This is a genomic window from Shimia sp. (genome assembly GCF_049116215.1).
Lineage (GTDB): Bacteria > Pseudomonadota > Alphaproteobacteria > Rhodobacterales > Rhodobacteraceae > Shimia.
On sequence record NZ_JAGDZB010000005.1, the window covers coordinates 200,470 to 224,975 of the forward strand.

27 protein-coding genes are annotated in these 24,506 nt (G+C 59.0%); 13 read left to right on the forward strand and 14 right to left on the reverse strand.

Annotation, left to right across the window (positions count from 1 at the left end; all coding sequences use genetic code 11):
* Positions 1-39 precede the first annotated feature (39 nt).
* The 3 genes from rsmI to gshB all read left to right on the forward strand — a co-directional run bounded on the left by rsmI (position 40) and on the right by gshB (position 2,305).
* Positions 40-900, forward strand: a complete 861-nt coding sequence (gene rsmI, locus JXR15_RS15715) for a 16S rRNA (cytidine(1402)-2'-O)-methyltransferase (RefSeq protein ID WP_422054146.1) — start codon at positions 40-42, stop codon at positions 898-900.
* Positions 901-926: 26 nt separating this feature from the next.
* Positions 927-1,298 carry a YraN family protein gene (locus tag JXR15_RS15720; protein ID WP_422054147.1) on the forward strand — a complete coding sequence of 124 codons (372 nt, stop codon included), beginning with the start codon at positions 927-929 and terminating at the stop codon, positions 1,296-1,298.
* 71 nt (positions 1,299-1,369) lie between these two features.
* On the forward strand, positions 1,370-2,305 hold the full coding sequence (gene gshB, locus JXR15_RS15725; protein ID WP_422054148.1) for a glutathione synthase: 936 nt from the start codon (positions 1,370-1,372) through the stop codon (positions 2,303-2,305).
* Here gshB and JXR15_RS15730 read toward each other — a convergent pair.
* The 4 genes from JXR15_RS15730 to cobU form a co-directional block, all read right to left on the reverse strand.
* Positions 2,302-3,816: a YifB family Mg chelatase-like AAA ATPase gene (locus JXR15_RS15730; RefSeq protein ID WP_422054149.1), complete on the reverse strand. Its 1,515-nt coding sequence runs from the start codon at positions 3,814-3,816 to the stop codon at positions 2,302-2,304. The genes gshB and JXR15_RS15730 overlap by 4 nt on opposite strands.
* 78 nt (positions 3,817-3,894) lie before the next feature.
* Positions 3,895-4,761: a glutathione S-transferase gene (locus tag JXR15_RS15735; RefSeq protein ID WP_422054150.1), complete on the reverse strand. Its 867-nt coding sequence runs from the start codon at positions 4,759-4,761 to the stop codon at positions 3,895-3,897.
* A gap of 57 nt (positions 4,762-4,818) precedes the next feature.
* Positions 4,819-5,397: a histidine phosphatase family protein gene (locus tag JXR15_RS15740; protein ID WP_422054151.1), complete on the reverse strand. Its 579-nt coding sequence runs from the start codon at positions 5,395-5,397 to the stop codon at positions 4,819-4,821.
* Positions 5,394-5,915 (reverse strand): bifunctional adenosylcobinamide kinase/adenosylcobinamide-phosphate guanylyltransferase, encoded by a 522-nt coding sequence (gene cobU, locus JXR15_RS15745; protein WP_422054152.1) that lies wholly within the window; start codon positions 5,913-5,915, stop codon positions 5,394-5,396. Before cobU ends, JXR15_RS15740 begins: the two co-directional genes overlap by 4 nt.
* 122 nt (positions 5,916-6,037) lie before the next feature.
* Here cobU and JXR15_RS15750 point away from each other — a divergent pair, with 122 nt between their 5' ends.
* From JXR15_RS15750 to JXR15_RS15770, 5 genes are all read left to right on the forward strand, one after another.
* The gene (locus JXR15_RS15750; protein WP_422054153.1) at positions 6,038-6,829 is read left to right on the forward strand and encodes a ChaN family lipoprotein; all 792 of its coding nucleotides are present in this window, start codon (positions 6,038-6,040) and stop codon (positions 6,827-6,829) included.
* 66 nt (positions 6,830-6,895) lie between these two features.
* Entirely contained in the window at positions 6,896-8,092 is a 1,197-nt protein-coding gene (coaBC, locus tag JXR15_RS15755) for a bifunctional phosphopantothenoylcysteine decarboxylase/phosphopantothenate--cysteine ligase CoaBC (protein ID WP_422054154.1), read from the forward strand.
* A gap of 40 nt (positions 8,093-8,132) precedes the next feature.
* Positions 8,133-8,600 carry a dUTP diphosphatase gene (gene dut, locus JXR15_RS15760; RefSeq protein WP_422054155.1) on the forward strand — a complete coding sequence of 156 codons (468 nt, stop codon included), beginning with the start codon at positions 8,133-8,135 and terminating at the stop codon, positions 8,598-8,600.
* Positions 8,600-9,655: a HesA/MoeB/ThiF family protein gene (locus tag JXR15_RS15765; protein ID WP_422054156.1), complete on the forward strand. Its 1,056-nt coding sequence runs from the start codon at positions 8,600-8,602 to the stop codon at positions 9,653-9,655. Before dut ends, JXR15_RS15765 begins: the two co-directional genes overlap by 1 nt.
* A 155-nt stretch (positions 9,656-9,810) precedes the next feature.
* On the forward strand, positions 9,811-11,823 hold the full coding sequence (locus tag JXR15_RS15770) for a M3 family metallopeptidase (protein WP_422054157.1): 2,013 nt from the start codon (positions 9,811-9,813) through the stop codon (positions 11,821-11,823).
* Between the two features lie 66 nt (positions 11,824-11,889).
* Here the strand turns inward: JXR15_RS15770 and JXR15_RS15775 are convergent, their stop codons facing one another.
* Positions 11,890-12,258, reverse strand: a complete 369-nt coding sequence (locus JXR15_RS15775; RefSeq protein ID WP_422054158.1) for a hypothetical protein — start codon at positions 12,256-12,258, stop codon at positions 11,890-11,892.
* A 156-nt stretch (positions 12,259-12,414) separates the two neighbouring features.
* Here JXR15_RS15775 and JXR15_RS15780 point away from each other — a divergent pair, with 156 nt between their 5' ends.
* Positions 12,415-12,924, forward strand: a complete 510-nt coding sequence (locus JXR15_RS15780) for a hypothetical protein (protein ID WP_422054159.1) — start codon at positions 12,415-12,417, stop codon at positions 12,922-12,924.
* Between the two features lie 8 nt (positions 12,925-12,932).
* Complete coding sequence (locus tag JXR15_RS15785; protein WP_422054160.1) at positions 12,933-13,145, forward strand: helix-turn-helix domain-containing protein; 213 nt, start codon at positions 12,933-12,935, stop codon at positions 13,143-13,145.
* 65 nt (positions 13,146-13,210) lie between these two features.
* Here the strand turns inward: JXR15_RS15785 and JXR15_RS15790 are convergent, their stop codons facing one another.
* The 6 genes from JXR15_RS15790 to JXR15_RS15815 all read right to left on the reverse strand — a co-directional run bounded on the left by JXR15_RS15790 (position 13,211) and on the right by JXR15_RS15815 (position 19,539).
* Entirely contained in the window at positions 13,211-14,707 is a 1,497-nt protein-coding gene (locus tag JXR15_RS15790) for a phosphomannomutase/phosphoglucomutase (protein ID WP_422054161.1), read from the reverse strand.
* A gap of 32 nt (positions 14,708-14,739) precedes the next feature.
* Positions 14,740-15,573, reverse strand: a complete 834-nt coding sequence (kdsA, locus tag JXR15_RS15795; RefSeq protein ID WP_422054162.1) for a 3-deoxy-8-phosphooctulonate synthase — start codon at positions 15,571-15,573, stop codon at positions 14,740-14,742.
* The gene (locus JXR15_RS15800) at positions 15,573-17,237 is read right to left on the reverse strand and encodes a capsule biosynthesis protein (RefSeq protein ID WP_422054163.1); all 1,665 of its coding nucleotides are present in this window, start codon (positions 17,235-17,237) and stop codon (positions 15,573-15,575) included. The genes kdsA and JXR15_RS15800 overlap by 1 nt, the downstream gene beginning before the upstream one ends.
* Positions 17,215-17,874, reverse strand: coding sequence for an ABC transporter ATP-binding protein (locus JXR15_RS15805; RefSeq protein ID WP_283426985.1), 660 nt, complete (start codon positions 17,872-17,874; stop codon positions 17,215-17,217). Before JXR15_RS15805 ends, JXR15_RS15800 begins: the two co-directional genes overlap by 23 nt.
* 290 nt (positions 17,875-18,164) lie before the next feature.
* On the reverse strand, positions 18,165-19,202 hold the full coding sequence (locus tag JXR15_RS15810) for a permease (protein ID WP_422054164.1): 1,038 nt from the start codon (positions 19,200-19,202) through the stop codon (positions 18,165-18,167).
* The gene (locus tag JXR15_RS15815) at positions 19,195-19,539 is read right to left on the reverse strand and encodes an ArsR/SmtB family transcription factor (protein WP_422054165.1); all 345 of its coding nucleotides are present in this window, start codon (positions 19,537-19,539) and stop codon (positions 19,195-19,197) included. The genes JXR15_RS15810 and JXR15_RS15815 overlap by 8 nt, the downstream gene beginning before the upstream one ends.
* An 84-nt stretch (positions 19,540-19,623) precedes the next feature.
* Between JXR15_RS15815 and JXR15_RS15820 the strand changes: the two genes are divergently transcribed.
* Entirely contained in the window at positions 19,624-20,205 is a 582-nt protein-coding gene (locus JXR15_RS15820) for a uracil-DNA glycosylase family protein (RefSeq protein ID WP_422054166.1), read from the forward strand.
* A complete protein-coding gene (locus JXR15_RS15825; protein WP_422054167.1) occupies positions 20,202-20,993 on the forward strand; it encodes an SseB family protein in 792 nt (263 codons plus the stop codon). Before JXR15_RS15820 ends, JXR15_RS15825 begins: the two co-directional genes overlap by 4 nt.
* A 71-nt stretch (positions 20,994-21,064) precedes the next feature.
* On the opposite strand, the gene JXR15_RS15830 is transcribed toward JXR15_RS15825, so the two are convergent.
* Entirely contained in the window at positions 21,065-21,994 is a 930-nt protein-coding gene (locus JXR15_RS15830) for a 2-hydroxyacid dehydrogenase (protein WP_422054168.1), read from the reverse strand.
* Complete coding sequence (locus tag JXR15_RS15835; protein WP_422054169.1) at positions 21,991-22,401, reverse strand: VOC family protein; 411 nt, start codon at positions 22,399-22,401, stop codon at positions 21,991-21,993. The genes JXR15_RS15830 and JXR15_RS15835 overlap by 4 nt, the downstream gene beginning before the upstream one ends.
* A 102-nt stretch (positions 22,402-22,503) precedes the next feature.
* On the opposite strand from JXR15_RS15835, the gene JXR15_RS15840 reads away from it, so the two are divergent.
* Positions 22,504-23,349 (forward strand): LysR family transcriptional regulator, encoded by an 846-nt coding sequence (locus JXR15_RS15840; protein WP_422054170.1) that lies wholly within the window; start codon positions 22,504-22,506, stop codon positions 23,347-23,349.
* Between the two features lie 8 nt (positions 23,350-23,357).
* On the opposite strand, the gene rodA is transcribed toward JXR15_RS15840, so the two are convergent.
* The gene (rodA, locus tag JXR15_RS15845) at positions 23,358-24,503 is read right to left on the reverse strand and encodes a rod shape-determining protein RodA (RefSeq protein WP_422054171.1); all 1,146 of its coding nucleotides are present in this window, start codon (positions 24,501-24,503) and stop codon (positions 23,358-23,360) included.
* Positions 24,504-24,506 lie beyond the last annotated feature (3 nt).

Consider the following 24,506-nt stretch of genomic DNA (forward strand, 5'->3'; position numbering starts at 1 on the left):
GCTGCCGAATAATAAACGAGTGAAAAGGCGGGTCCAGCTATGAATCACCAGACCGTGAAATTGCAGCCCGGTTTGTACTTTGTCGCCACACCAATTGGCAGTGCGCGTGACATCACCTTGCGGGCGCTCGATGTGCTGGCCAGTGCTGACGTGATTGCCGCAGAAGACACGCGGTCGATGAAGAAACTCCTTGAAATACACGGTGTGCCGCTAAATGGGCGACATGTTTTGTCGTATCATGACCACTCTGGAGAAGGGGCGCGGGGCAAGCTTCTGGGCTATCTGGAGGCTGGAAAATCGGTGGCTTATGCCTCTGAAGCGGGCACGCCATTGATTGCCGATCCGGGCTATCACCTGTCCGTTGCCGCTGCGGAAGCTGGCCATCTGGTGACCAGTGCGCCGGGGCCAAGCGCTATTATCACCGCATTGTCGCTCGCTGGCCTGCCGACGGATTCGTTTTTCTTTGCTGGTTTCCTGCCCAATGCCAAAAAGGCGCGGCAGACGGCCCTAGAGGCGGTGCGGGAGGTGCCGGGCACGCTGGTGTTTTACGAATCGCCTAAGCGGGTGGCGGCCATGGTCGCGGATGCGGCGGAGGTGCTGGGCGGTGAGCGTAAGGCGGCTGTGGCGCGGGAGCTGACCAAGAAATTTGAGGAGGTTCTGCGTGGGTCTCTGGACGAATTGGCGACGGAATTGCCGGAGCGCACAATCAAAGGCGAGATTGTTGTGTTGATCGACCGGCAGCGTGGCGAAGCGGCTAGTGAGGATGATATTGAGAGCGCGCTCAAAGAGGCGCTGGAGACGTTGTCGGTGCGCGATGCGTCAGATGCGATTGCCAAAGCCTATGGCATCAACCGGCGCAAAGTGTACCAATTGGCCCTGAAGCTGCAGAAGGCAGGGTAACGCCGGAGATTGAGCAAAGGTTTGGTATGAGTGACAGGCGCAAGGAAGACATCGGGCGCAGCAACTATTTGGCGGGGCAGGCGGCCGAGGACGTGGTCTTGCGCCACTATGTGGCGCGAGGGTTGGTTTTGGCGAAAGCTCGGTGGCGTGGCAAGGCTGGCGAGGTGGACCTGATCCTGCGGGACGGCGATGATCTGGTGTTTGTCGAAGTCAAACATAGCCGCAGCTTTGAAAGTGCTGCTGCGCGGTTGTTGCCGCAGCAGGTGCAGCGGTTGATGAAGGCTGCTGAGGAATTTGCTGGTGGCGAGCCCAAAGGCCTGTTGACCGAGATGCGGTTTGATGTGGCCCTGGTGAATGGGCAGGGCGAAGTTCACATCCTTGAGAATGCGCTTTGGTAAGATCATGCGCCCCATTGCAAGCGGGGGTGGCATGGGCCATGTAAGTGTGGACTTATTATCAGGGTGCGCACATGAAAATCGCCTTTCAAATGGATCCGATCACCTCGGTCGACATCAATGCTGACAGTTCTTTCCGCATCGCCGAAGAGGCGCAGGCGCGGGGGCATGAGCTGTTTTTTTACTCGCCCGATCATTTGGCCTATGAAGAAGGTGAGATCACCGCGCGGGGTCATTCCATGGTGGTGCGGCGCGAGCAGGGCAACCATGTGGACTTGGGGCCGTTTGAGCGGGTGAACCTGAAGGATTTTGATGTGGTCTGGCTGCGCCAGGATCCGCCGTTTGACATGCACTACATCACTAGCACGCATTTGCTGGACCGTTTGGCGCCGGACACGCTGGTGGTGAATGATCCGTTTTGGGTGCGGAACTATCCGGAGAAGCTGCTGGTGCTGGATTTCCCGGATCTGACACCGCCAACTACGATCGCGCGTGATCTGGAAACCATCAAAGAATTCAAAGCCAAGCATGGCGATGTGATCTTAAAGCCCTTGTATGGAAACGGCGGGGCCGGTGTGTTCCGTCTGGATGTCAATGACCGCAACCTGACCTCGTTGCATGAGCTGTTTACGGGCTTCAGCCGCGAGCCATTGATTGTGCAGAAATTCCTGCCGGATGTGAGTAACGGCGACAAGCGCGTGATCCTTGTGAACGGCGAGCCTGTGGGCGCAATCAACCGTGTGCCGGCGGCAGGGGAGACGCGGTCGAACATGCATGTGGGTGGGCGTCCTGAGAAGATTGGGCTGACCGAGCGAGACCTAGAAATCTGTGCAGCGATCGGACCGCTGTTGAGGGAGAAGGGGCAGATTTTTGTCGGGATCGACGTGATTGGTGACTACCTGACGGAGATCAACGTGACCTCGCCGACCGGAATTCAGGAGCTGGAGCGGTTTGACGGGGTGAACATCGCCGAAAAAATCTGGGAAGCGATTGAAGGCAAACTGGCCTAAATCTCTTGCGTTGTGGTGAGGCGGAAGCTGATGGCTTCTGCCAGATGGGGGCGGCGGATTTGGTCCGCGCCCTCCAGATCCGCGATGGTGCGGGCCACGCGCAAAACCCGGTGATAGCCGCGCGCGGTGAGGCCAAAGCGTTCGGCCACCTGTGAGAGCAAGGCGCGGCCTTCGGTGTCTGGTGTGGCGATTTCTTCCAAAGCTTGGCCGTGGGCATCGGCGTTCACGCGGATACCCTCGCGGCCTTTGAACCTTTCCGTTTGTATGGCGCGGGCGTCATCGACGCGCAGGGCAACTTTTTCCGAGGGGTCGCCATCGTTGGGCAGGTCGAGGTCTCGGAAAGCCACCGGCGGCACTTCGATGCGCAAATCCAGACGATCCATAAGCGGCCCAGACAGGCGACCAAGGTAGTCTTGGCCACAATCGGGTACGCGGGCGCAGGCTTGGGCAGGGTCATACATGTGGCCGCACCGGCAGGGATTGGCGGCGGCGATCAGCATGAACTTGCAGGGGTAGGTCACGTGGGCGTTGGCGCGGGCGATCATGACCTGACCGGTTTCAATGGGTTGGCGCAGGGTTTCCAGAACAGGACGGGAGAACTCTGGCATTTCATCCATAAACAACACGCCGTTGTGGGCGAGTGAGATTTCGCCGGGCTGGGCGCGGCGGCCGCCGCCCACGATAGCCGCCATGGAGGCAGAGTGATGCGGTTCCCGAAACGGGCGCGCGCGGGAGATGCCACCTTGCTCCAGAATGCCCGCCACCGAATGGATCATCGAAGTTTCCAGCGCTTCGGCAGGGCTCATTTGGGGCAGGATCGTGGGTAAACGTGCGGCCAGCATGGATTTGCCGGAGCCGGGGGAGCCGACCATAAACAAATGGTGCCTGCCGGCGGCGGCGATCTCCAACGCCCGTTTGGCGCGTTCCTGGCCTTTCACGTCACGCAAGTCGAGGGAACTTGTCGCACCTTGCACTTCGCCGGGTTGCGAGGGCGCGAGGGGGGATTGGCCGGTGTAGTGGCGTACAACGTCGGCCAAAGTGGCGGCGCCTATCACTTGCGTGGCGGCGACCCAGGCGGCCTCGGGGCTGCTGACTGCGGGGCAGAGCAACATGCGGTCTTCTTCGGCGGCACTCATGGCCGCGGGCAGAGCGCCAGTGACGCCGACAAGCGAGCCGTCGAGTGACAGCTCGCCCAGGCTAACCGTGCTTTCGGACGCGTCTTCGGGGATGATGCCAAGCGCGGCGAGCAAGGCTACGGCAATTGGCAAGTCGAAGTGACTGCCTTCTTTGGGCAGGTCGGCAGGTGACAGATTGATGGTGATACGCTTGGACGGCAAGGCAATGGCCATGGAGGCCAGCGCGGCGCGGATCCGGTCGCGTGCCTCAGAAACAGCCTTGTCGGGCAGCCCAACAATGGCAAAGGCGGGCAGACCCGGCGCAAGGGCGCATTGCACCTCAACCTGATGTGCTTCAACGCCTTCAAACGCCACGGTGTAGGCCCGTGCGACCATGACAAAACCCCCGCCACCAAATACTTAACAATCGTTAATTATTGGTAGCGAAGGATGGTTAGCGAATAGTTAATGCGCCTATTGCAGGGCCATAAAGGCGGGCCAGGCCTCAGGATCCGCCACGGTTTTATCGCGGCAGAAAGCGTTGCACATGCCAAAGGTGCGCCCGTTGAGTTCCATCAGATGGGTCACGGGTTTCTTGGAGTAAGGGCAGGCGGCGTTCTCGGGTTTCCCTGTTTCCACAGCTTTTGCGTTCAGTGGTTTTGGGCCTGGCCAAGGGCGGGTTGGGTAGTCTTTGGCGTACCACGGCAAGGTTTCGCCCCGCACAAGCCCCATGGCGCGCCAGCGACGGAAGGCTGGGTCAGTGAGGTGGGCGTCCACATAGGCCTTGGCCACGTCGCCAACGGGCAGGTTGTAGCCCGCAATGCGGGCAACAACGGGCGCGTAGAAAGCATCTGCGATGCTGTAGGATCCACACAGCCAGGGGCCATCCGCGCCGTAGGTGGAGCGGGCGTGTTCCCAAATGGTTTCAAGGCGTTGAATGTCTTTTAGGAGGTCCTCTGACGGGCTGCTGTCCGCATAAGACTGGCGCAGGTTCATTGGGCAATCGTTGCGCAGGGTGAAGAAGCCGGAGTGCATTTCGGCAGCCAGATTGCGTGCGGTGGCGCGCGCGCCGGGATCGGTTGGCCACAGACCCGCGTCTGGATGGCGGGTGGCGAGTTCCTCAGCTATGGCGAGGCTGTCAGAAAGGATTGCGCCTTCTGGGGTCACCAATGCGGGCACGGTCCGCGCCGGGGCGATCTTTGAGAGTTGTTCGGCCACTGATTGGTCGGAGAAGTCGACCAGTGTAAGATTGCGGCCGATGCCGAATTTTTCAAACAGAAGCCAGCCGCGCAGCGACCAGGAGGAATAGGCGTAATCGCCAAGATATAAATCATAGGTCATGCCACAAGGTAGCATGGAAACATGCATCACAAAATTAAAACATTTTGACGAAATCCATCACGGAATGTGATTGATTGGGTCGGTGATCCAGCCGTCTTTGGTGATTTTGATCGAGGTGACCGAGAGGTTGTCGATGCGATGGGCAAAGGCCTCGTCCGCAGTGAGACGCTCGGCGCGTTGGATTTGCGTCAGGATCACGCCAAAGTGCACAACCACAATCAGTTTGGCACCTTGGTGTGCGGTAATCAAGCGATCAATCGCTCCGTCGACACGGGTGGTGACCTCGTTCCAGCTTTCGCCATTGGGCGGGCGGACATCGCCGGGGGTTTCCCAGTAGGCGCGGATGCGATCTGGATCGTTGGCTTCGATTTCTGCAAAAGTCTTGAGTTCCCAGTCGCCAAAGTGGATTTCGCGCAAGGTCGGATCATGCGGCAACCGATGCCGGTCGCGTTGGATGGCGTCGGCGGTGGTAACGCAGCGTTGCAGGTCCGAGCTGATCACGATGCCGTCAGAGGGCAGGTGGTCCGCAAGGCGGGCGATTTGTGCAGTGTCGGAGAGATCGGCGGGTAGATCTGACCAGCCCACCATGGTTTTGGCATGGGTTGGGCCGTGGCGGACCAGATGCAATTCGGTCATGGCAGATCTCCTTTTAACACCATCGGCAATCCGGCCACGACAAGCACCGCCAATTCCGCTTGTTTGGCAATGGCTTGGTTCAGAGCGCCTTGGGCATCGCGGAACCGGCGGGCGAGGGCGTTTTCCGGCACAACGTCGAGGCCAACCTCGTTGGAAACAACCACTACATGGGCGGGGCAGGCGTTTAATGCGTCACGCAGTTTGGCTTGCTCGGCTGCAAGGTTAGTCTCCGCAAGCATATGATTGGACAGCCACATTGTGGCGCAGTCCAAAAGGACAATTGCGTCTGCAGGCAGGTCGCGCAGGGTGTCGGCTGTGTTGAGTGGCGCCTCAATCGTGCGCCAGTCCGGGCCACGCTGTACGAGATGTTTCTGCACCTTTTGGCGCATTTCGTCGTCAAAGGTCTGTGCGGTAGCGATGTAAATGCGTGGCTGTGGCGCCGCCATAACCAAAGACTCAGCAAATGCTGACTTGCCAGAACTGGCACCACCTAAAATCAGGCTCAGTTTTGGGAGCATGGGTTCATCCTTCGCTTATTGACCGGCACCCTGCGTCATTCGCTTTTGCTGGGCAAGCTGGAAAGCGGCATGCGACATGAGGTGGGCTTGCATCTGGATGCGGTGCGCGGTTTTGTGGCGCCATGAAAATGATTTTTGCCCCTCTGGCCGCCGCCCTTTTTGCCGGTTCTGTTGCCGCACAATCGGTGCCCTATGATGTGTTCCGCGACGCGGATGTGGTTTTCCTTGGAGAAATCCACGACAATCCAGTCCATCATGACAATCAAACCCAGGCTTTGCTGGCGATCGGACCAAAGGCGGTTGTGTTTGAGATGTTGGTGCCGGAACAGGCTGCGCAGGTGACCCCTGAGTTGTTGGATGATCAACATGCACTGGAAGCGGCGCTGGGCTGGGCGGAGAGTGGCTGGCCGGATTTTTCGATGTACTATCCCATATTTGCTGTGCTTGGAGACGCCAGAGTATTCGGGGCGCAGGTGCCGCGAGAGGCCGCAGGGATAGCGTTCAAGGGGGGCGATATGAGTGCTGTTCTTGAAGGGGCAGGCGCGGATTTTGGCCTGACGTTGCCTCTGCCGAAAGACCAACAGGAAGAACGCGAGGCGCTGCAACTGGCGGCACATTGCGATGCGCTACCAGAGGAAATGTTGCCCGGCATGGTCATGGCGCAGCGATTGCGTGATGCGCGGCTGGCACAAGCAGTGACCGAGGCGCTGGCGGAAACCGGTGGACCGGTGGCCGTGATCACCGGCAATGGACATGCCCGGACAGACTGGGGCGCACCGGTGCTTTTGCCCAAAGAGGTGTCTTCGATGTCTTTGGGGCAGTTCGAGAATAAGCCCGATGGGGAGCAGCCCTATGATCTCTGGGTCGTGACCGAGGCGGCAGAGCGGGAAGATCCGTGTGACGCCTTCAAATAAGCATGCTTGCTCCTTTGGTCCATGCGGCCTAGATTTGGGCACCCAAGCGCGAAAGAGCTCTGCTAAATGCTGACAGACAAACGAATTCTCCTGATCATTGCCGGTGGAATCGCGGCCTATAAATCCTTGGAGTTGATCCGGCGGTTGCGCGAGCGTGGCGCCTGGGTGACGCCAGTGCTGACGCGCGCGGCGGAAGAGTTTGTGACACCTTTGTCGGTATCGTCATTGGCGGGCGAGAAGGTCTACCGCGATCTGTTTGACCTGACTGATGAGGCAGAGATGGGGCATATCCAATTGTCACGCTCTGCGGATTTGATCGTGGTCGCACCGGGCACCGCTGATTTGATGGCGAAGATGGCCAACGGCATGGCAAATGATATGGCGTCAACGCTGTTGTTGGCGACGGACACGCCGGTTTTGGTGGCACCTGCGATGAATGTTCGGATGTGGGATCATCCGGCAACGCAGCGCAATCTGGCGCAGTTGAAGACGGATGGCATCGAGTTTGTTGGCCCCAATGAAGGTGACATGGCCTGTGGTGAATTTGGGCCGGGGCGGATGTCTGAGCCGATGGAAATTGTTCAGGCGATTCAAGGCGCTCTGTCAGAAGGGCCGTTGCAGGGGAAGCGGGTATTGGTGACCTCTGGGCCTACACATGAGCCAATTGATCCGGTGCGGTATATCGCAAACCGCTCGTCGGGGGCGCAGGGAACTGCAATTGCCAATGCTCTGGTGAAACTCGGCGCGAAGGTGGTGTTTGTCACTGGACCGGCGGATGCGGCTCGCCCGGATGGTGTGCATTTGGTCGAGGTACAGACGGCGGCGGAAATGATGGAGGCGGTACGGGGATGCCTGCCTGTAGACGCGGCGATTTTCTGTGCGGCGGTGGCGGACTGGCGGGTGGCAAGCGCCTCTGACAGAAAAATAAAAAAGACCAAAGGTGGATTGCCCACTCTGGAGTTTGCTGAAAACCCAGACATTCTGGCCACGGTGAGCCAGATGGACGCGGGGCGTCCTGGGCTGGTGGTAGGCTTTGCTGCCGAAACCGATGATGTGATCGACAATGCCACTGCAAAACGTATCCGGAAGGGATGCGACTGGATTGTGGCCAACGACGTGAGCCCGGCGACGGGGATTATGGGCGGCAGTGAAAATGCTGTGACCTTGATTTCGGACGCAGGATCAGAGGCTTGGCCGCGCATGGGCAAGGGAGAGGTGGCCGAGAAACTGGCGGCGCGTGTGGCGGAGACGCTGGTAAAGTGACGCGCGGCCTCCGGCGGGGATATTTGGGGACAGTGAAGACATGACGGTGGTGCCTATTAAGCTGAGATGGCTGGAGGAGGCGGATAGCGAGATTGCGCTGCCGTCTTATGAAACGGCGGGCGCTGCCGGGGCGGATGTGCGGGCAAATTTCCCGCCGGATCAAAGAGATGGCGTGACATTGGCACCAGGCGGACGGGTGTTGGTGCCAACTGGGCTGGCGCTGGAAATTCCGCAAGGCTATGAGGTGCAGATGCGGCCACGGTCTGGACTGGCGCTGAAGCATGGGATCACTTTGCCCAATAGCCCCGGTACAATTGACAGCGATTACCGGGGGCCGCTTGGGGTGATTGTTCTGAATGCCGGGCAGGAGCCTTTCGAGATCAGCCACGGAATGCGCATCGCGCAGATGGTGGTGGCCCCAGTTGTGCAAGCAGAGTTTCAATTGGATCAAGAGCTTAACGAAACCAGTCGCGGGGCAGGCGGGTTTGGTTCGACGGGAGTTGGCTAATGCTTCTGGTGTTGGTGATGGCCGCGGGGCTGTGGGGTATTGGTATGGTCATGGGCGCGCCAAAATCGGCGCGGTGGACCATGATCGGGCTGTTGTATCTGGCTGTTGTGGGTGTGCAGGCGGTGTTCCCGCCGGAGCATCAATTCGTGATCGCGACCGGTAGTAGTCTGGCGATGTGGTTGATGATTGGCGGTGCGGTAGCAGTGGTTCTGGTCTATTCCAGCATGCTGCAAAAACTGCGCCAGAAGGCGGATGCCAAGGCCGGGGGTGAGGCGCAGGAAAGTGCCGCGCAGGAACTGTTTTCCGAGACCGAATTGAACCGCTATGCGCGCCATATTGTGCTGCGCGAGTTGGGCGGGTTGGGGCAGAAAAAACTCAAAGATGCCAAAGTGTTGGTAGTGGGTGCTGGCGGGCTTGGGTCTCCTGTTCTGCTTTATCTTGCTGCGGCTGGTGTGGGGCGTATTGGGGTGGTGGATGACGATGTTGTCGACAACTCCAATTTGCAGCGTCAGGTGATCCACAAAGATGAGGCGATTGGCACGCCGAAGGTGTTGTCGGCGGCTGAGGCGATGACGGCGCAGAACCCGTTTGTGACGGTTGTGCCGTATCCGCGTCGATTGACCGAAGAGGATGCGGCGGAGATCATTGGCGAATATGATCTGGTGCTGGATGGGACAGATAATTTTGACACGCGGTATCTGGTGAATGAAGTCTGCGTGGCGCAGGGCAAACCGTTGATTTCAGGGGCGCTGTCGCAATGGGAAGGGCAGCTGAGTGTATTTGACACGGCCAGCGGAACCCCCTGTTATCAGTGCATTTTCCCCGAGGCGCCTGCGCCGGGTATGGCGCCGAGCTGTTCTGAAGCTGGGGTGGTTGGCCCGCTCCCGGGCGTTGTCGGCACGATGATGGCGGCGGAGGCAGTGAAGGTGATTACTGGCGCCGGGGCGGCGTTGCGCGGCGAGATGATGATCTATGACGCGCTGTGGGGAGAGACCCGCAAGATTGGGTTAAAACCGCGCGCGGATTGTCCGGCGTGTGGTGGCAAAAACGGCTGATTTTCACATCGGTATTGCGTCGGTATCACGACTGTTTTGCGACTGTGGCGATTAGTACACATGAACGTCGAGACTGTGCGGTTGCGCACGGAATGGTGAGGTTGATTGCACCTCCTTTGAGCGCTGCCTAGGGTGGGGCAAAGGAGATTCATCTGATGACAAATCCGCTGCTGTCCGCGTGGGACACCCCGTTTAAGCTTGCCCCGTTTGATAAGATTTCTGACGACGATTTTGCGCCTGCCTTTGAGGAGGCTTTGGCCGCGCATAAGGCCGAGATTGACGCGATTGCCGAGAGTGCTGAGGCTCCGAGCTTTGCCAACACCATTGAAGCCATGGAAGTGGCCGGAGAGGGGCTCGACAAAGTGCTGTCCGTGTTCTTCTCGGTGGCCGGGGCGGACAGCAATCCGGCGCGGGAAGAGCTGCAGCGCGCGTTCTCGCCAAAGCTGGCGGCGCACTCGGCGGAGATTTCGGCGAACAAAGCGTTGTTTGGCCGGATCAAAGCGATTTGGGATGCGCGCGACACGCTGGAGCTCACAGAGGAGCAACAGCGCGTGTTGATGCTGACCCATCGCGGCTTTGTGCGTGGCGGGGCGGCGCTGGAAGGCGATGCGGATGCGCGCATGAAAGAGATCAAAGGTCGCTTGGCTGTGTTGGGCACAGAGTTCACGCAGAACCTTTTGGCGGATGAGCGCGCATGGTTCATGCCGCTGGCGGAGGAAGACCTGGAAGGGCTGCCCGCCTTTGCCGTGGATGCCGCGCGGGCAGCTGGCGAAGAGAAAGGCGCAGATGGGCCGGTTGTGACGCTGTCGCGCTCTATCATTGTGCCGTTTTTGCAGTTCTCGCCGCGCCGCGACCTGCGGGAGAAGGCGTTTGAGGCCTGGGTCGCGCGTGGGGCCAATGGGGGCGAGACCGACAACCGCGCCATTGCGGGGGAAATCCTGGCGCTGCGTGAGGAACGGGCGAAGCTTTTGGGCTATGCCAGCTTTGCGGACTACAAACTGGAAACCGAGATGGCCAAGACGCCGGGCGCGGTGCGCGGGTTGTTGATGGATGTCTGGGCACCCGCCAAAGCGCGTGCAGAAGCGGATGCCGCTGTGCTGACCGAGATGATGCATGCGGATGGGATCAACGGCGATCTGGCGCCGTGGGATTGGCGGTACTACGCAGAGAAGCGGCGCAAAGCGGAGCATGATCTGGATGAGGCGGCGCTAAAACCATACCTGCAGCTTGATCGCATGATTGAGGCAAGCTTTGCCTGTGCGACCAAGCTCTTTGGGTTGCAGTTCAAAGAGTTGGACGTGCCGCTTTATCATGAGGACTGTCGTGCCTGGGAAGTCACGCGGGACGGGGCACATGTGGCGGTGTTTATCGGGGACTATTTTGCGCGGGGCGGGAAACGCTCTGGCGCCTGGTGTTCGGCGATGCGGGGGCAGGCAAAATTCCCAGAGGTGCAGGGGCCAGTTGTCATTAATGTCTGCAACTTTGCAAAGGGTGATCCGGCGCTGTTGTCTTACGATGATGCTCGCACGCTGTTCCACGAATTTGGTCATGCGCTGCATCAGATGCTGTCCAATGTGACCTATGAGAGCATTTCCGGCACCTCTGTGGCGCGGGACTTTGTCGAGCTGCCGAGCCAGCTGTATGAGCACTGGCTTGAAGTGCCGGAGGTGCTGGCGGAGTATGCCACCCATGCGGAGACCGGTGAGGCAATGCCGCAGGCGATGTTGGTGAAGGTGCTGGGCGCGGCGAATTTTGATCAGGGCTTTGCCACGGTGGAATATGTCGCCTCCGCACTGGTGGATCTGGCGTTCCATGAGGGTGCAGCGCCAAGCGATCCGATGGCGAAGCAGGCGGAGGTTCTGGCGGAACTGGGCATGCCTGCCGCGATCACCATGCGCCACGCCACGCCGCATTTTGCGCATGTGTTTGCCGGGGACGGCTATAGCTCCGGCTATTACAGCTATATGTGGTCTGAGGTGATGGATGCAGATGCCTTCGAGGCCTTTGAGGAGGCGGGGGACGCGTTTGATCCGGAGACGGCCAAGGCGCTGGAGCAGCATATCCTGTCGACCGGCGGATCGGTGGAGGCCGAAGAGCTATATAAACGGTTCCGGGGCCGTTTGCCGGGCGTTGAGGCCCTTTTGAAAGGGCGCGGCTTGGCGGCTTAAAGCCACCTTTCAATGAGATATAAAAACACCCGCAGGCGGAGGAAACCTGCGGGTGTTTTTGTGTGTTTAGCCGATCACGTCATGGCCGCGGTTTTGCATGCAGCGGATCAGAACGTTGCGGCGTTCGTCATTCACTTTGGAGGCGTTTTCGGCCGCGCCAATGGCGCCGCCGGTGATTGCGCCAACCACGGCACCTTCCCATTCATCGTCGGCTTCAATGGCCCCAACACCGGCGCCAACCACGGCACCGACGGCGGCGCTTTCGGCCCCTGCGCCGTTGGTGAAGGAGGCCGCCTGTACGTGGCAGGCGTTGTAATCGTTGTCAAAATTGGCGTTGCGGGTGCCGTCCACTGTCAGAGGACGATCCACGGGTGCGGTGCAAGCGGCCAGAGACAGGGCGGCAATCAGGCTTAGCATCAATGTGTTGTGGGTCATTTGGGGTGGTCCTTTCAAAATGAGTCTGTCTTGGGATGAGCGACATCTAGGAGGGTGAGATTTTCATTTCAAGAGAAAAGTTTTTCGTTTTACATAAAAACTTGCGCGCAAAACGTAATTAGATTAATGAAAGGCAATAACTTTAGGAGTGAGTAAATGAAGCTTGTGGCCCGTCTCGCGATGTTGATTACGCTGGTCTATTTCACCTTTGGCTGGGCGGTGTTGTGGATATCCGCCTTCCTTGGAACAGGCGAAATGCTGGCTGATGCCTTTGATTTGCCACTGGATATGCCTGTGCCGCCTCTCTGGGCGATTCTGGTTGGCATGGGCATGATGTGGCCCGCGTTGATCAGTTTGGGCGTCGGGTTCTGGGCGTTGGACCGAATCCTACTTTTGAAAAATCCGCAGGACTTTGCGCAGATGGGGAAACACCTGCGGCTGTGCGCCTACGCGTTTCTGGCGTTTTGGCTGCTCAATGCCTTGAATGTGTCGATGCAACCGGTGGTGTTGAGTGCCCATTTGGCACCAGATCTGCGCCCGGAGTTTGTGCTGATCGACATCGATATTGATGTGGTTTTCCTGGTGCTTGGGGTGGTGTTTTTTGCGATCAGCCGGTCGCTCACTCAGGCGCAAGAAATTGCTGACGAGAACAGCCAGTTCCTGTAGGAGGCCCTATGCCCATACGCATCAACCTCGATCTGGAACTGGTGAAACGCAAGATGACCTCGCGCGAGTTGGCGCAGGCCATTGGATTGACCGAGACCAACCTCAGCCTGCTGAAGTCCGGCAAAGTGAAAGGCATTCGTTTCAATACGTTGGAGGCGATTTGTGCCCACCTGGGATGTCAGCCGGGGGATATTCTGGAGTATATGCCGGAGGAAGAGTGAGAACCTCAAAAAAGGGCGCCGCAGTTTTGCGGGCGCCCTTTCAATGTTGTGTTTTTGATGTCTGATCAGATGGTCTGATCGTAGTCGCCGACACCTGGCTCGGTGCGGATCACGGCGTCGATCTCGGCAAATATCTGGCGCATTTCGGCGTCGCTTTCGTTGCTTTCGATCACCACCACCAAGTTGGGTGTGTTTGAACTGGCGCGCACGAGGCCCCAGCTACCGTTGTCCAGGATCACACGGGCGCCGTTGACGGTCACCATTTCGTTGATCGCGCGACCGGCGATTTTTTCACCTGCGTCGTGCATGGCGGTGAGCTTGCCCACGATGCGCTCGAGGATGTCGTACTTCTCTGTGTCCGCTGCATAGGGCGACATGGTTGGGGTCGACCAGGTTTTGGGCAGGGCCTTACGCATGTCCGACATTTTCATGTCCGGGTTGCGGTCCAGCATTTTGCAGATTTCCACGGCGACGCGCATGCCACAGTCATAGCCACGGCCCACGTCTCCCGCGAGGAAGTAGTGGCCGGATTTTTCAAAGCCTGCCAGTGCGCCCAATTCGTGCACGCGGCGTTTCATGTGGCTGTGGCCGGTTTTCCAGTAGTCGGTTTTGGCGCCGGTGGCCAAAAGATCTGGGTCGGCGGCATAGAGGCCGGTGGATTTCACGTCGGCCACAAAGGTCGCGTTGGGGTAGAGTTTGCCAAGGTCTTTGGCCATGATCACACCGACCTTATCGGCAAAGATCTCTTCGCCCTCGTCATCCACTACGCCGCAGCGGTCGCCGTCGCCGTCAAAGCCAAGCGCGAGGTCCGCGCCGGAGGCTTTCACGCTGTCAGACATGTCGTGCAGCATTTCCATGGCTTCGGGGTTGGGGTTGTAGTTGGGGAAAGTGTAGTCGAGCCGGTTGTGGCTATCGACGACTTCCACACCCATGCGTTTGAAGAGTTCTGGTGCAAAAGCGGCGGCGGTGCCGTTGCCGGTGGCGCAGACAACTTTCAGCGGGCGGGACATTTTGAAGTCTCCCACCAGGTCATCAAGATAGGCTTCGCGCACGCCGTCGATAAACTCGTGTTTGCCACCGTCATGGGCGTCAAAGTCGCCATTGAGCACGATGTCGCGCAGTTCGGCCATTTCATCGGGGCCGTGAGTCAGCGGCTTTTCAAAGCCCATTTTCACGCCGGTCCAGCCGTTGGGGTTGTGGGACGCGGTCACCATGGCCACGGCAGGCGCATCGAGGTGGAATTGGGAGAAATATGCCATGGGGGACAGGGCAGGGCCGATGTCTTTTACGTGGATGCCAGCCTTCATCAGGCCGACGATCAGCGCCATTTTGATCGAGACGGAATAGTCGCGGTAGTCATTGCCCACCGCAATCACCGGCGCGATGCCGCGGCGGCGCATCTGGGTGCCAAGGCCAAAACCAAGGGCGGTCATGCCTGGGAGGTTGATCGCCTCCGGGAACTGCCAGCGGGCGTCATATTCGCGGAAACCTGTGGGGGCGATCATCGGGTCGCGCAGAAATTCCCAGGTGTTTGGGCGCACTTCGGGCAATGGTTTTTTCATAACAATGTCTTTCTTCGTCAAAAATCAGTTGGTCAAATGGCCATTGGGTTGGCTTTGGCCAACACATCAAACTGCATTAATGTGTCAATCAGTTGCGGCATTTGGTCAAGATGGATCATGTTTGGCCCATCGGAGGGGGCGTTGTCCGGATCTTGGTGCGTTTCGATAAACACGGCAGCGGTGCCAATTGAGACCGCAGCGCGGGCCATAACGGGCGCAAATTCGCGCTGGCCGCCGGAGCTGCCGCCTTGGCCGCCGGGTTGCTGCACAGAGTGGGTGGCGTCCATCACCACCGGGTATCCGGTTTGGGCCATCTGCGGCAGCGAGCGCATGTCGGCCACCAGGGTGTTGTAGCCAAAAGAGGTGCCGCGCTCGGTCAGCAAGATGTTGGTGTTGCCGGTGCTTTCGATCTTGGTGACGATGTTGCCCATCTCCCAAGGAGCTAGGAATTGGCCTTTCTTCACGTTCACCGCGGCGCCGGTTTTGCCAGCAGCCACCAGCATGTCGGTTTGGCGGCACAGGAAGGCCGGAATTTGCAGGATGTCGACGGCTTCAGCGGCCACCGCGCATTGCTCTTCGGTGTGCACATCGGTCAGCACAGGCACGTCAAAGTCTTTGCGGATGCCATCCAGAACCGAGAGACCCGCGTCCAGGCCCAGGCCGCGAATGCCCGTGAGGGAGGTGCGGTTGGCTTTGTCGTAGCTTGCCTTAAAGACATATTGCGCGCCGGCTTTGGCGCAGGCCTCTTTCATGGCGCCTGCGATCATTTCGGCGTGGTCTTTGCTCTCCAATTGGCACGGGCCGGCAATGACCGTCAAAGGAAGGTCATTGCCGATGGTGAGAGCACCAACATTTACATGTTTCATTACGAAGACACCTGTTCTCTGAGGATGGACGCGGTCAGCGAGATCATCAGATAAATGCCCGAAAAGATCAGGAAGGCCAAGATCGTGTTTTCAAAGCTGCGTGGGTAAGACGGATCCTGCGCCGAAACCGGGTCCACCGAGGTGGTCAGGTAGCGCACCTGGCGGTTGGCTTCCAATTCGGTCTGTTTCAGGGTCTGCAGCGCGGTTTGCATTTGCAGGTCGGCTGCGGCCAAGTCAGCTTGAGCGATCTGAATTTGCGAGGTTTTGGAGGCGAGGGATTCTTCACCGGCGGTGGCCTCAGTCATGCGCGCTCGCTGGGTGGCCAACGCGGCCTGCAAGCGGCGCACGTCGCCTTGAACACCTTCGACGCGGGCTTTGTTCGGGCGCGCGTTGTCTTGCAGCGCGGCCAATTGCAGCTGCTTTTCTTGCAGTTGGATTTCAAGATTGGTGATCTGTTGACGCAATGAGGCAATCACACCTTCGGGGTCCAGAACGGTGCTTTCTTGCAGGCGCACCAGCTCAATTTGCGCATTGCGGCGTTCTTGTTTGGCGGTGTCCAAGCTGTTCTGTGCGTCGCGCAACTGGTCTTTCCTCTTGCGTTGAGACAGGTCATCAACCCGTTGTTCCGCATAGGAAATGAGCGCTTTCGAAAACTGTGTCGCAATTTCAGGATCAGCGGCGCTGACCTCCATGCGGATGGAGCCTTCGGTCGGATCGTAGCCGATTTTCACAAACTTTTTGTAGACCTTATAGGCCTTTTCGTTGGACGGGTTTTCGTCCAGCCGCTGGATTGGGTCGATTTCCGGATTGGAGAAGTGGTCTTTGAAGCCCACATCGTTGTCCAATCGGATCATCGCGTCCTTACTGGTCAGGTAGTCCTGCACCGCGATGGCGTCCTGGTTGGAGTTGAGCTGAGCCGGAAGCAGGCCGCCAAGACCGCCGCCGCCGGTGCTGTCGGCTTGCTGCACCAGGAAGGCGGATTTGGTGGAGTACATTGGGGTGGCAACTGAATAGAAGTACCAGCCAGCAAAGAGGGTCGGCAGGAAGACAAAGGCCGAAAGGCGCGCCAGCAGCAGAAGCAGGCGGCGACGGCGACGGCGGGCGATGTCTTTCTGGATTTCGCCAATCTCGAGCGCGCGCATCTCCGCCGGGGACATGGTCTCAGTCGACGGCAGGTTGGATTTGCCCAAAGGCATGGTCTGCGGCAGCTGCACCTTGCCCGCTTTGGCCGGGGGCTTGGCCCCTTTGTCGGATGGCATGAGGTCCAGCATGTTGGTGCGCTGGAACGGATCGATGCCCGCCTCGCGCAAAAGGCGCACGGCGTCGTAGTCGGAGGTTGGGGCCAGATTGTTTTTCTGCGCCATGCGGCGGGCCATACGCAACTGGCGACCGGTGAGGCCTTCGCGTTTGATCGCGTCAATGGCGGCCTCTGCGCCCTGTGGCGTGGGCCGCGCCTTGTTGGCGGCAGCGGGCTGCGGCTGCGGTGTTGGTTGCGGTGCGGCTTGGCCTTGTGGCTGGGCGCCCGGATTGGGCAGATTCACGGCGCGGGGGCGTGGTTGCGGCTCGCCCTGGGGGGCGGGCGGGGCACCCTCTGGCGTTGGTTGCGCAGATGGGGTCTCGCTGCGGCGGACGCGGAATTTTTTAGCCTTGGGTTTGGTAGTCATAGAGCTGCTTGGCCTCTTCCAAGGTGTCGAACATATAGAGTTTGCCGTTCAGCAGCACAGCGGCGGAACGGGCAAATTTTTCCAGCACTTGCGGCTGGTGTGACACAATCACAATTGTGGTGGTGCGCAGGCGTTCGCGGAGCACTTCACCGGCTTTTTTGTTAAAATCCACATCGGTAGAAGAAGGCATGCCCTCGTCAATCAGGTAGATGTCGAAGTCCAGCGCCAGCATCAGCGCAAAGGTAAAGCGCGAGCGCATACCGGACGAATAGGTGCCCAGCGGCTGATCAAAATATTCGCCGAGGTTGCAGAGCCAGCGGCAGAAGGCCTCGACATAATCCGGGTCCAGCCCGTACAGCCTGGCGATATAGCGGCTGTTTTCTACGGCGGTGTGTTTGTTCACCACGCCGCCCATAAACCCAAGCGGGAAGGAAATGCGGCAGTCGCGGCGGATCACCCCTTCGTCAGGTTTTTCCAACCCCGCCATCATATTGATCAGCGTGGTCTTGCCGGTGCCGTTGGGGGCAAGGATGCCCAGAGAGTTGCCCAATTCGACACGGAAAGAGACGCGCTCAAGGATGACCTTGCGCTGCGTGCCGGTCCAGAAGGACTTACTCACATTGTCGAACTCGAGCATTACCTGCTCCTGAAACTGCTCTCACGTGCCGTTATAGCACAAAACTATACACCATAGTGGTTAACGCTCTGACGGCGTTTTGCCCAATATGTCGGATTTGTCAGGCAGATAGCAACTGTCTGAGGCGGGAATGGGGCAAGAAATGCAAAAAATTGAAACGGAATGCGGAAGTCTCGGGGAAATTTGAGGAAATTCAGTGTTTCCAGTTGCTTTGTTAAGCACCGCCGCAAAAAACCACCGATGCGTTGGGGCACCGGTGGTTTGCATGGGTTTTGGTTAAGGTCTTAGTCTTAGGCAATGGCCTGCCAGACGGTGCCGGCGATCAGCGCGCCGGTCAGGGCAAAGCCGAGGTAGGCGGCAAAGATGCGCGGTTTCACCAAGGCCCAGACCGCGATGGCGGCGGGGATGCAGCTGACGCCACCGGCGATCACAAAGGACATGGCAGCACCCTGGGACATGCCTTGCTCCATCAGGCCGCTGATAAAGCCCACGGCGGCAAAGCCGTTGAGGTAGGCGGGCATGCCGATCAAGGCTGCGATCAGAATGGTACCGAAGCCTTCGCCGCCAAGGAATTGACCAACCCAAGCTGTGGTGTCGTAGACAATCATCAGGGCTTCGAACATGTAGGCGATCAGCAGCCACTTCACCAGGAACAGGGCGTTTTCCATCCAAGTTTCGCGGAAAACTGAGCGACGGTCGGCTTCGCCCCAGAACTGCCAGACAGGTTTTTCGGAGAAGGGCGCTTTTGTGCCGCAGCAGCTGCCGACCTGAGGTTTTTCACGCAAAGGTTCGGCAAAGACTGCGGTGTTGGAGAAGGTCATGGTCAGGAAGCCACCCATCATGCCGATGCTCACGGCGGCAACGGTTTTGGCAAGCGCAAAGTCCAGCCCAAGTTCGCCCCAAGTGATTGTAAACATGGCGGGATCCATCAGAGGCGACGCCAACCAGAAGGCCATCACTGCCCCCAATGGCGCACCAACTGCCAGCAGGGCCGCGATGAAGGGGATGACTTCACAGGAACAGAACGGCGACATGCCGCCCATAAAGGCTGCGAGGATAATCATGCGCACCTGATTGCCTTGGAACGCCTTGGCAATCAAGTTGTCCGCGCCGGTGGCTTTCACAAAGGCCACCAGCGTGATGGCGATGATGATGAAAATGCCGGTGTGGCTCATCGCGTCAAAAACAATCTCCGACGCGGGCAGGAATTTTTCTGGCGCGACCAGCAGCAGGATCAGCGGGATGATCCCCACCGCCAGCCAGGCTTTGTCGAGTTTTTGCCATCGAGATCGCCAAGTGGTGGGGGCGGTTTGGGTTGTGTCAGCCATGGTCGTGCTCCTTGCACTTTTTGGCAACGTCGGCGCAGCACTCTCGCAACAGGAAGGTGGAGAGATCACGCACAGCGTCATAAGCGATGGCGGCGCAGATGATGGACCGCCCTTGTTTTTCCTGAGTCACCAGCCCGGCCTGGGCGAGGATCTTCATATGATGGGTCAAGGTGGAGCCGGTCACGCCTGTGCGTTTGCCGAGTTCACCAATGGAGAGGCCCTCATGGCCAGCGCGCACGAGGCAGCGCAAAACCGAAAGCCGTTGTTCCGATCCAAGCGCCGCGAAGGTGGAGGCGGCCACTTCAAGGGAGATGTCTGTTGGGTCATTGTGTTCCATATTTCTAAAAATATCGAAATGAATGAGTCGCGCAAGTCATATTTCGAATATTGTCGAAATAATTTTGTGCGGCTATCAGGGGGCATGTCACTATGCCAGGAAATACAGGGCTGCCAGATTTGCGCAGACCGGTTTGCAGCCACCGCGACGGGCCACTCCCCACGGCCTGTGGTGTGGTTTGAGGGAAAGTCTCAGCTGCTGATTGTCGGACAGGCACCAGGGGCGCGGGTGCATGAGAGCGGGCGGCCCTTTACAGATCCCAGTGGCGATCGGCTGCGGGATTGGATGGGCGTGGACGAGACTGTTTTCTATGACACATCCCGCGTGGCGATTGTGCCGATGGCGTTCTGTTTTCCCGGCTACAACGCGGCGGGGAGCGACCTGCCACCGCCGCCGATCTGCGCCAAAACTTGGCGGACACAGGTGATGGACGCTTTGGGGGATGTGCCGCTGACCCTTGTGGTGGGCGGTTATGCCCAAAAGTGGCATCTGGCTACCAAGGCAGGGGTGACGGACACAGTGCGTGCTTGGCGCGACCATGCGCCCAAGGTCTTCCCCTTGCCACATCCGTCCTGGCGCAATACGGCATGGCTCAAGAAGAATCCCTGGTTTGAGGCTGAGCTGTTGCCCGCGCTGCAAACCCGTATCAAGGAGGTGCTGACATGAGCGATTTGACCCCATTGGACAAGGCCCATGCGGCGATGGAAGCGGCGCCGGAAGATGACGCCGCGCGTCTGCGGTTTTATGAACGGCTGGCGGATGCGGAGCTGTTCTTGCTGCTGGAAAAAGAGCCAGAAGATGATCGCATCGCGCCGGAAATTTTTGAAACCTCAGATGCGAGTTTTGTGCTGGTGTTTGATACCGAAGACCGGCTGGCGCAGTTTGTCGGGCGGGTGGCACCTTATGCTGGTCTGTCCGGGCGGGTGATTGCCAATATGTTGGCAGGGCAGGGCATTGGGCTTGCGGTCAATCCGGAAGTGGCGCCGTCCTCGATCCTAATCCCAAACGAGGCGTTGGGCTGGTTGGCAGACACGCTGGAGCATGCGCCGGATGAGGTTGAGGCCAAAGTTGAGAGCTTTGCGCCACCTGCGGGCCTGCCGGAAGTGTTGATCACCGCACTGGATGCGAAGCTGAGCACGGCGGCAGGTCTTGCCAAAATGGCGTACCTTGTGGGCACGACTTATGAGAGCGGCAGCCGCTCACACATGCTGGGCTTTGTTGACGTGGTGCCTGGCGCAGAGGGCGCGCTGGCGAAAGCCGTGAACGAAGCGCTGACCTTCTCTGGCATCGAAGCGGGCGCGCTGGATGTGGGGTTCTTTGCCATTAACGACCCGGTGGCGGCCCAGCTGGCGCGGATTGGTTTGCGGTTTGATCTGCCGGAGCCGCCAAAGGCGGAAGACCACGTGCCCGTCACGCCCGGCAGTGATCCCGACAAGCCGCCAATTCTGCGCTAAACTGGCGCTTTCACAGTCGCCAAATATCCCGGGGTGAATGGCGCAGCGTGCTGCGCCAGAGGGGCTGGCCCCTAATATCCGGCGCTGCGGTCGACGACATGCACAAAGGGTTCGCCTGTTTCTCCCCGGCGCACGTTTTCAACCACAACTTCGCTTGAGGTTTTCACGCGGGTTTCCGAGGCGATGTGTGGCGTGACCGTGACATTGGGATGCGCCCAATAGGGGTGGTCTTTTGGCAGCGGTTCCACGCGGAAAACATCCAAGGTGGCGTGGGCGATGTGGCCCGAGTTGAGGGCTGCCAGCAGGGCGTCGTCATCAATCAGTGGGCCGCGGCCCGGGTTCACGATCATCGCGCCATTGGGCATCCAGGACAGCCGCTCCGCGTTGAGCAGGTTTTCCGTGGCGGTGGTTTTGGGCAGGAGCAGCACAAGGATATCGGCGCGGGACAAGGCGGTTTTGAGACCGTCATCGCCATGATGGCAGGTGACGCCGGAAATGTCTTTGGCGCGGCGGCTCCAGCCTGCGACGTCAAAGCCAAGGTCGCTCAGGGCTTCGGCGCAGGCGCTGCCCAATTCGCCAAGGCCCATGATGGTCACGCGGCGGTCCTGCGCCAGCGGTGGAACATGGGGAGTCCAGTCTCCGTTTTGACCAAGAATATTGCGGTCCATGCCAAGGTGGTAGCGCATCACATGGCCCACAACCCATTCTTTCATGCCCTGGGTCATGCCGGGATCGACCATCCGGCAGAGTGGCATTTTCAGGGTTTTGTTGCCTACAATGCTTTCCACGCCGGCCCAGAGGTTTAGCACCGCTTTGCAGCGGGTGTATGGCGTGAAATCCTGCACTGTACTGTTGGGGGCGTAGACGATGTAGTCGACGTCTTCGGGGACGAAGTCTGTCTGCAGGTTGGCGTTCAGACCGGCGTTTTTGAGTGCATCTTTCAGCGGGGTTTCATATTCCACCCAGCGCTCTGGCTTGGCGGCAAAGAGGACGTTGATCATGTGGCAAACACTCCGGACATGTCGGCAAAGCCTTTGATTTCGATGGGGTTCCCAAAGGGGTCGTTGAAGAACATGGTGCTTTGCTCTCCCGGTTCACCGGAAAAACGGGTGAAAGGTTTGAGCACAAATTCCAGACCCGCTTCGGTGAGGCGTTGTGCAAGCGCGTCCCAGTCTGCTTTGGGCAGGATCACACCAAGGTGCGGCATCGGCACCATATGCTCGCCGACCTTGCCGGTGGCAGCGGTGGCGAAGGGCTCGCCGATGTGCAGCGAGAGCTGGTGACCAAAGAAATTGTAGTCCACCCAGGTGTCGGTGCTGCGGCCTTCGGTGCAGCCCAGAAGATCGCCGTAAAAGGCGCGGGCCTGGTCGAGATCGCGGACGTTGTAGGCGAGGTGAAAGATGGTCATGCGCGGCTCCTTTGCGGGGCAGAATAGGGTCTGTGTGCATAGGTAGAAGCGCAAAGTGAAGAAGGGTAGCTTGTTTTTTCATCTTCAGACATAAGAAAAGCTATGGATGTGAGATTTGTGGAAACTCTGCTGGCGGCGGTGGACGAGGGTACTTTGGCGGCGGCTGCGCGGCGTCAGGGTATTACGGCTGCGGCGGCGGCACAGCGGATTGCGGCGTTGGAGGCGGGCTTGAAGGTGCCGCTTCTGGTGCGCGATGGGCGGCATATGGCGGCGACGCCGGATTGTGAGGCGTTGCTGCCGGATTTGCGGCAGATGGTGGCTTTGAAGGCAGGGCTGGCTGGACGGTTGGCGCAGGAGCAGCTGGGAGGGCGTTTGCGGCTTGGTGCAGTGTCCACGGCGTTGAGTGATTATGGCCCGACAGTTGTGCAACAGCTGGAGGCAGAGGCGCCTGCGGTGGAGCTGGCTTTGATCCCAGGGGCCAGTGAAGCGGTGTTTCGTCAGTTTGAAGCGGGCGGATTGGATGCGGCGCTGATTGTAGCGCCGCCGTTTGCGTTGCCCAAGACAATGCAGTTTGACGTCTTGGCCAAGCAGCCGATTGGCTTTGTTCGGTCCGTGGGAGACGGGCAAGGCAATGACGTGCCGTTTTTGGTGTATAGTCGGATGTCTTGGGGCGGCGCGGCTTGTTGGCGGGCGTTGACGTCACAGGTTTCAGCGCCTCAAGTGCGGTGTGAGATGGATGCGGTGGAGATCATTGCGCAGATGGTTGAGGACGGTCTGGGGCAGGCGGTCCTGCCGCGGTGGCAAGGTCTGGTGAAGCACCATCGGGACATGCAGTTTGTGGAAATCACAGGTGCCTTCCGAGAGGTTGGACTGCTCACCTGGCGTCGGGATGCGCGGCGGCCATTGGTGCGGCTGTTGCGTAAGACTGTGGGTGTGGAGAACTCCTAGACCACGTTTTAGACCTGCCGGGGGCGATGCACATGGGCGGATTGCACAAGCCCAAAACCGGCCATCAAAACCAACATGGCAGAGCCGCCGTAGCTGACCAGTGGAAGCGGCACGCCAACAACGGGCGCGAGGCCCATGACCATCGACATGTTCACGGCGAAGAACAGGAAGAATGCGCCTGAGATGCCGAGGATGACCAGAGAGGAGTAGCGGTCTTTGTTGGAGATGGCGGAGGCGATGCAGAACACCACGACGAGTGCATAGAGCGACAGTAGGGAGACCGCGCCAACATAGCCAAACTCTTCGGCCAAGGTGGTGAAGATGAAGTCGGTGTGTTTTTCCGGCAGGAAGTTCAGGCGACTCTGGGTGCCTTGCATAAAGCCGCGCCCGGTCCAGCCACCGGAGCCAAGGGCAATTTTGGACTGGGTGATGTGGTAGCCTGCGCCGAGTGGGTCGGACGATGGGTCGAGAAAGGTGTCGATGCGGCGATATTGGTAGTTTTTTAAGAGCTGCCAGTCGGTGCCGCGCGATTGGAAGACGGCCACGACCAGACCCACAAACATGCTGCCCACAGCGGCGAAGTAGCCCCAATGCACACCTGCAAGGAACATCACGATGGCACCGCCGGTGAGCAGCAAAATTGAGGTGCCGAGGTCTGGCTGGCGCAAGACCAGCATGGTGGGGATGATGATCAGAAAGACAGGGATAAGCACCCAGAGCGGCTTGCTGGTTTTTTCTGTCGGCAGCCAGTCGTAATAGGCCGCCAAGCACATCACCAGGGTGATTTTCATCAGCTCAGAAGGTTGCAGGCGCATAAATCCAAGGTCGATCCAGCGTTGGGCGCCCATGCCGACGCTGCCCATGACCTCTACCAGCACCAGCAGAACCAGCGTGACAAGATAGGCAAAGCCCGAGATCGACCGCCAGAACCAGATCGGGACCATGGCGACAAAGAACATGACAAACACCCCAAGGGCGTAGCGTTTCATTTGCGGTTCCGCCCAGGGTGAGAAGGATCCACCAGCCACAGAATAGAGCATCAAGAAGCCCACGCCGGCCACGGCGGTGATCAATAGCAGCAGCGCCCAGTTGAGGTGCAGCACTTTGCGCAGCCCTGACGGCACATGTTTGACGTTGTACTCGAGATAACTCATCTG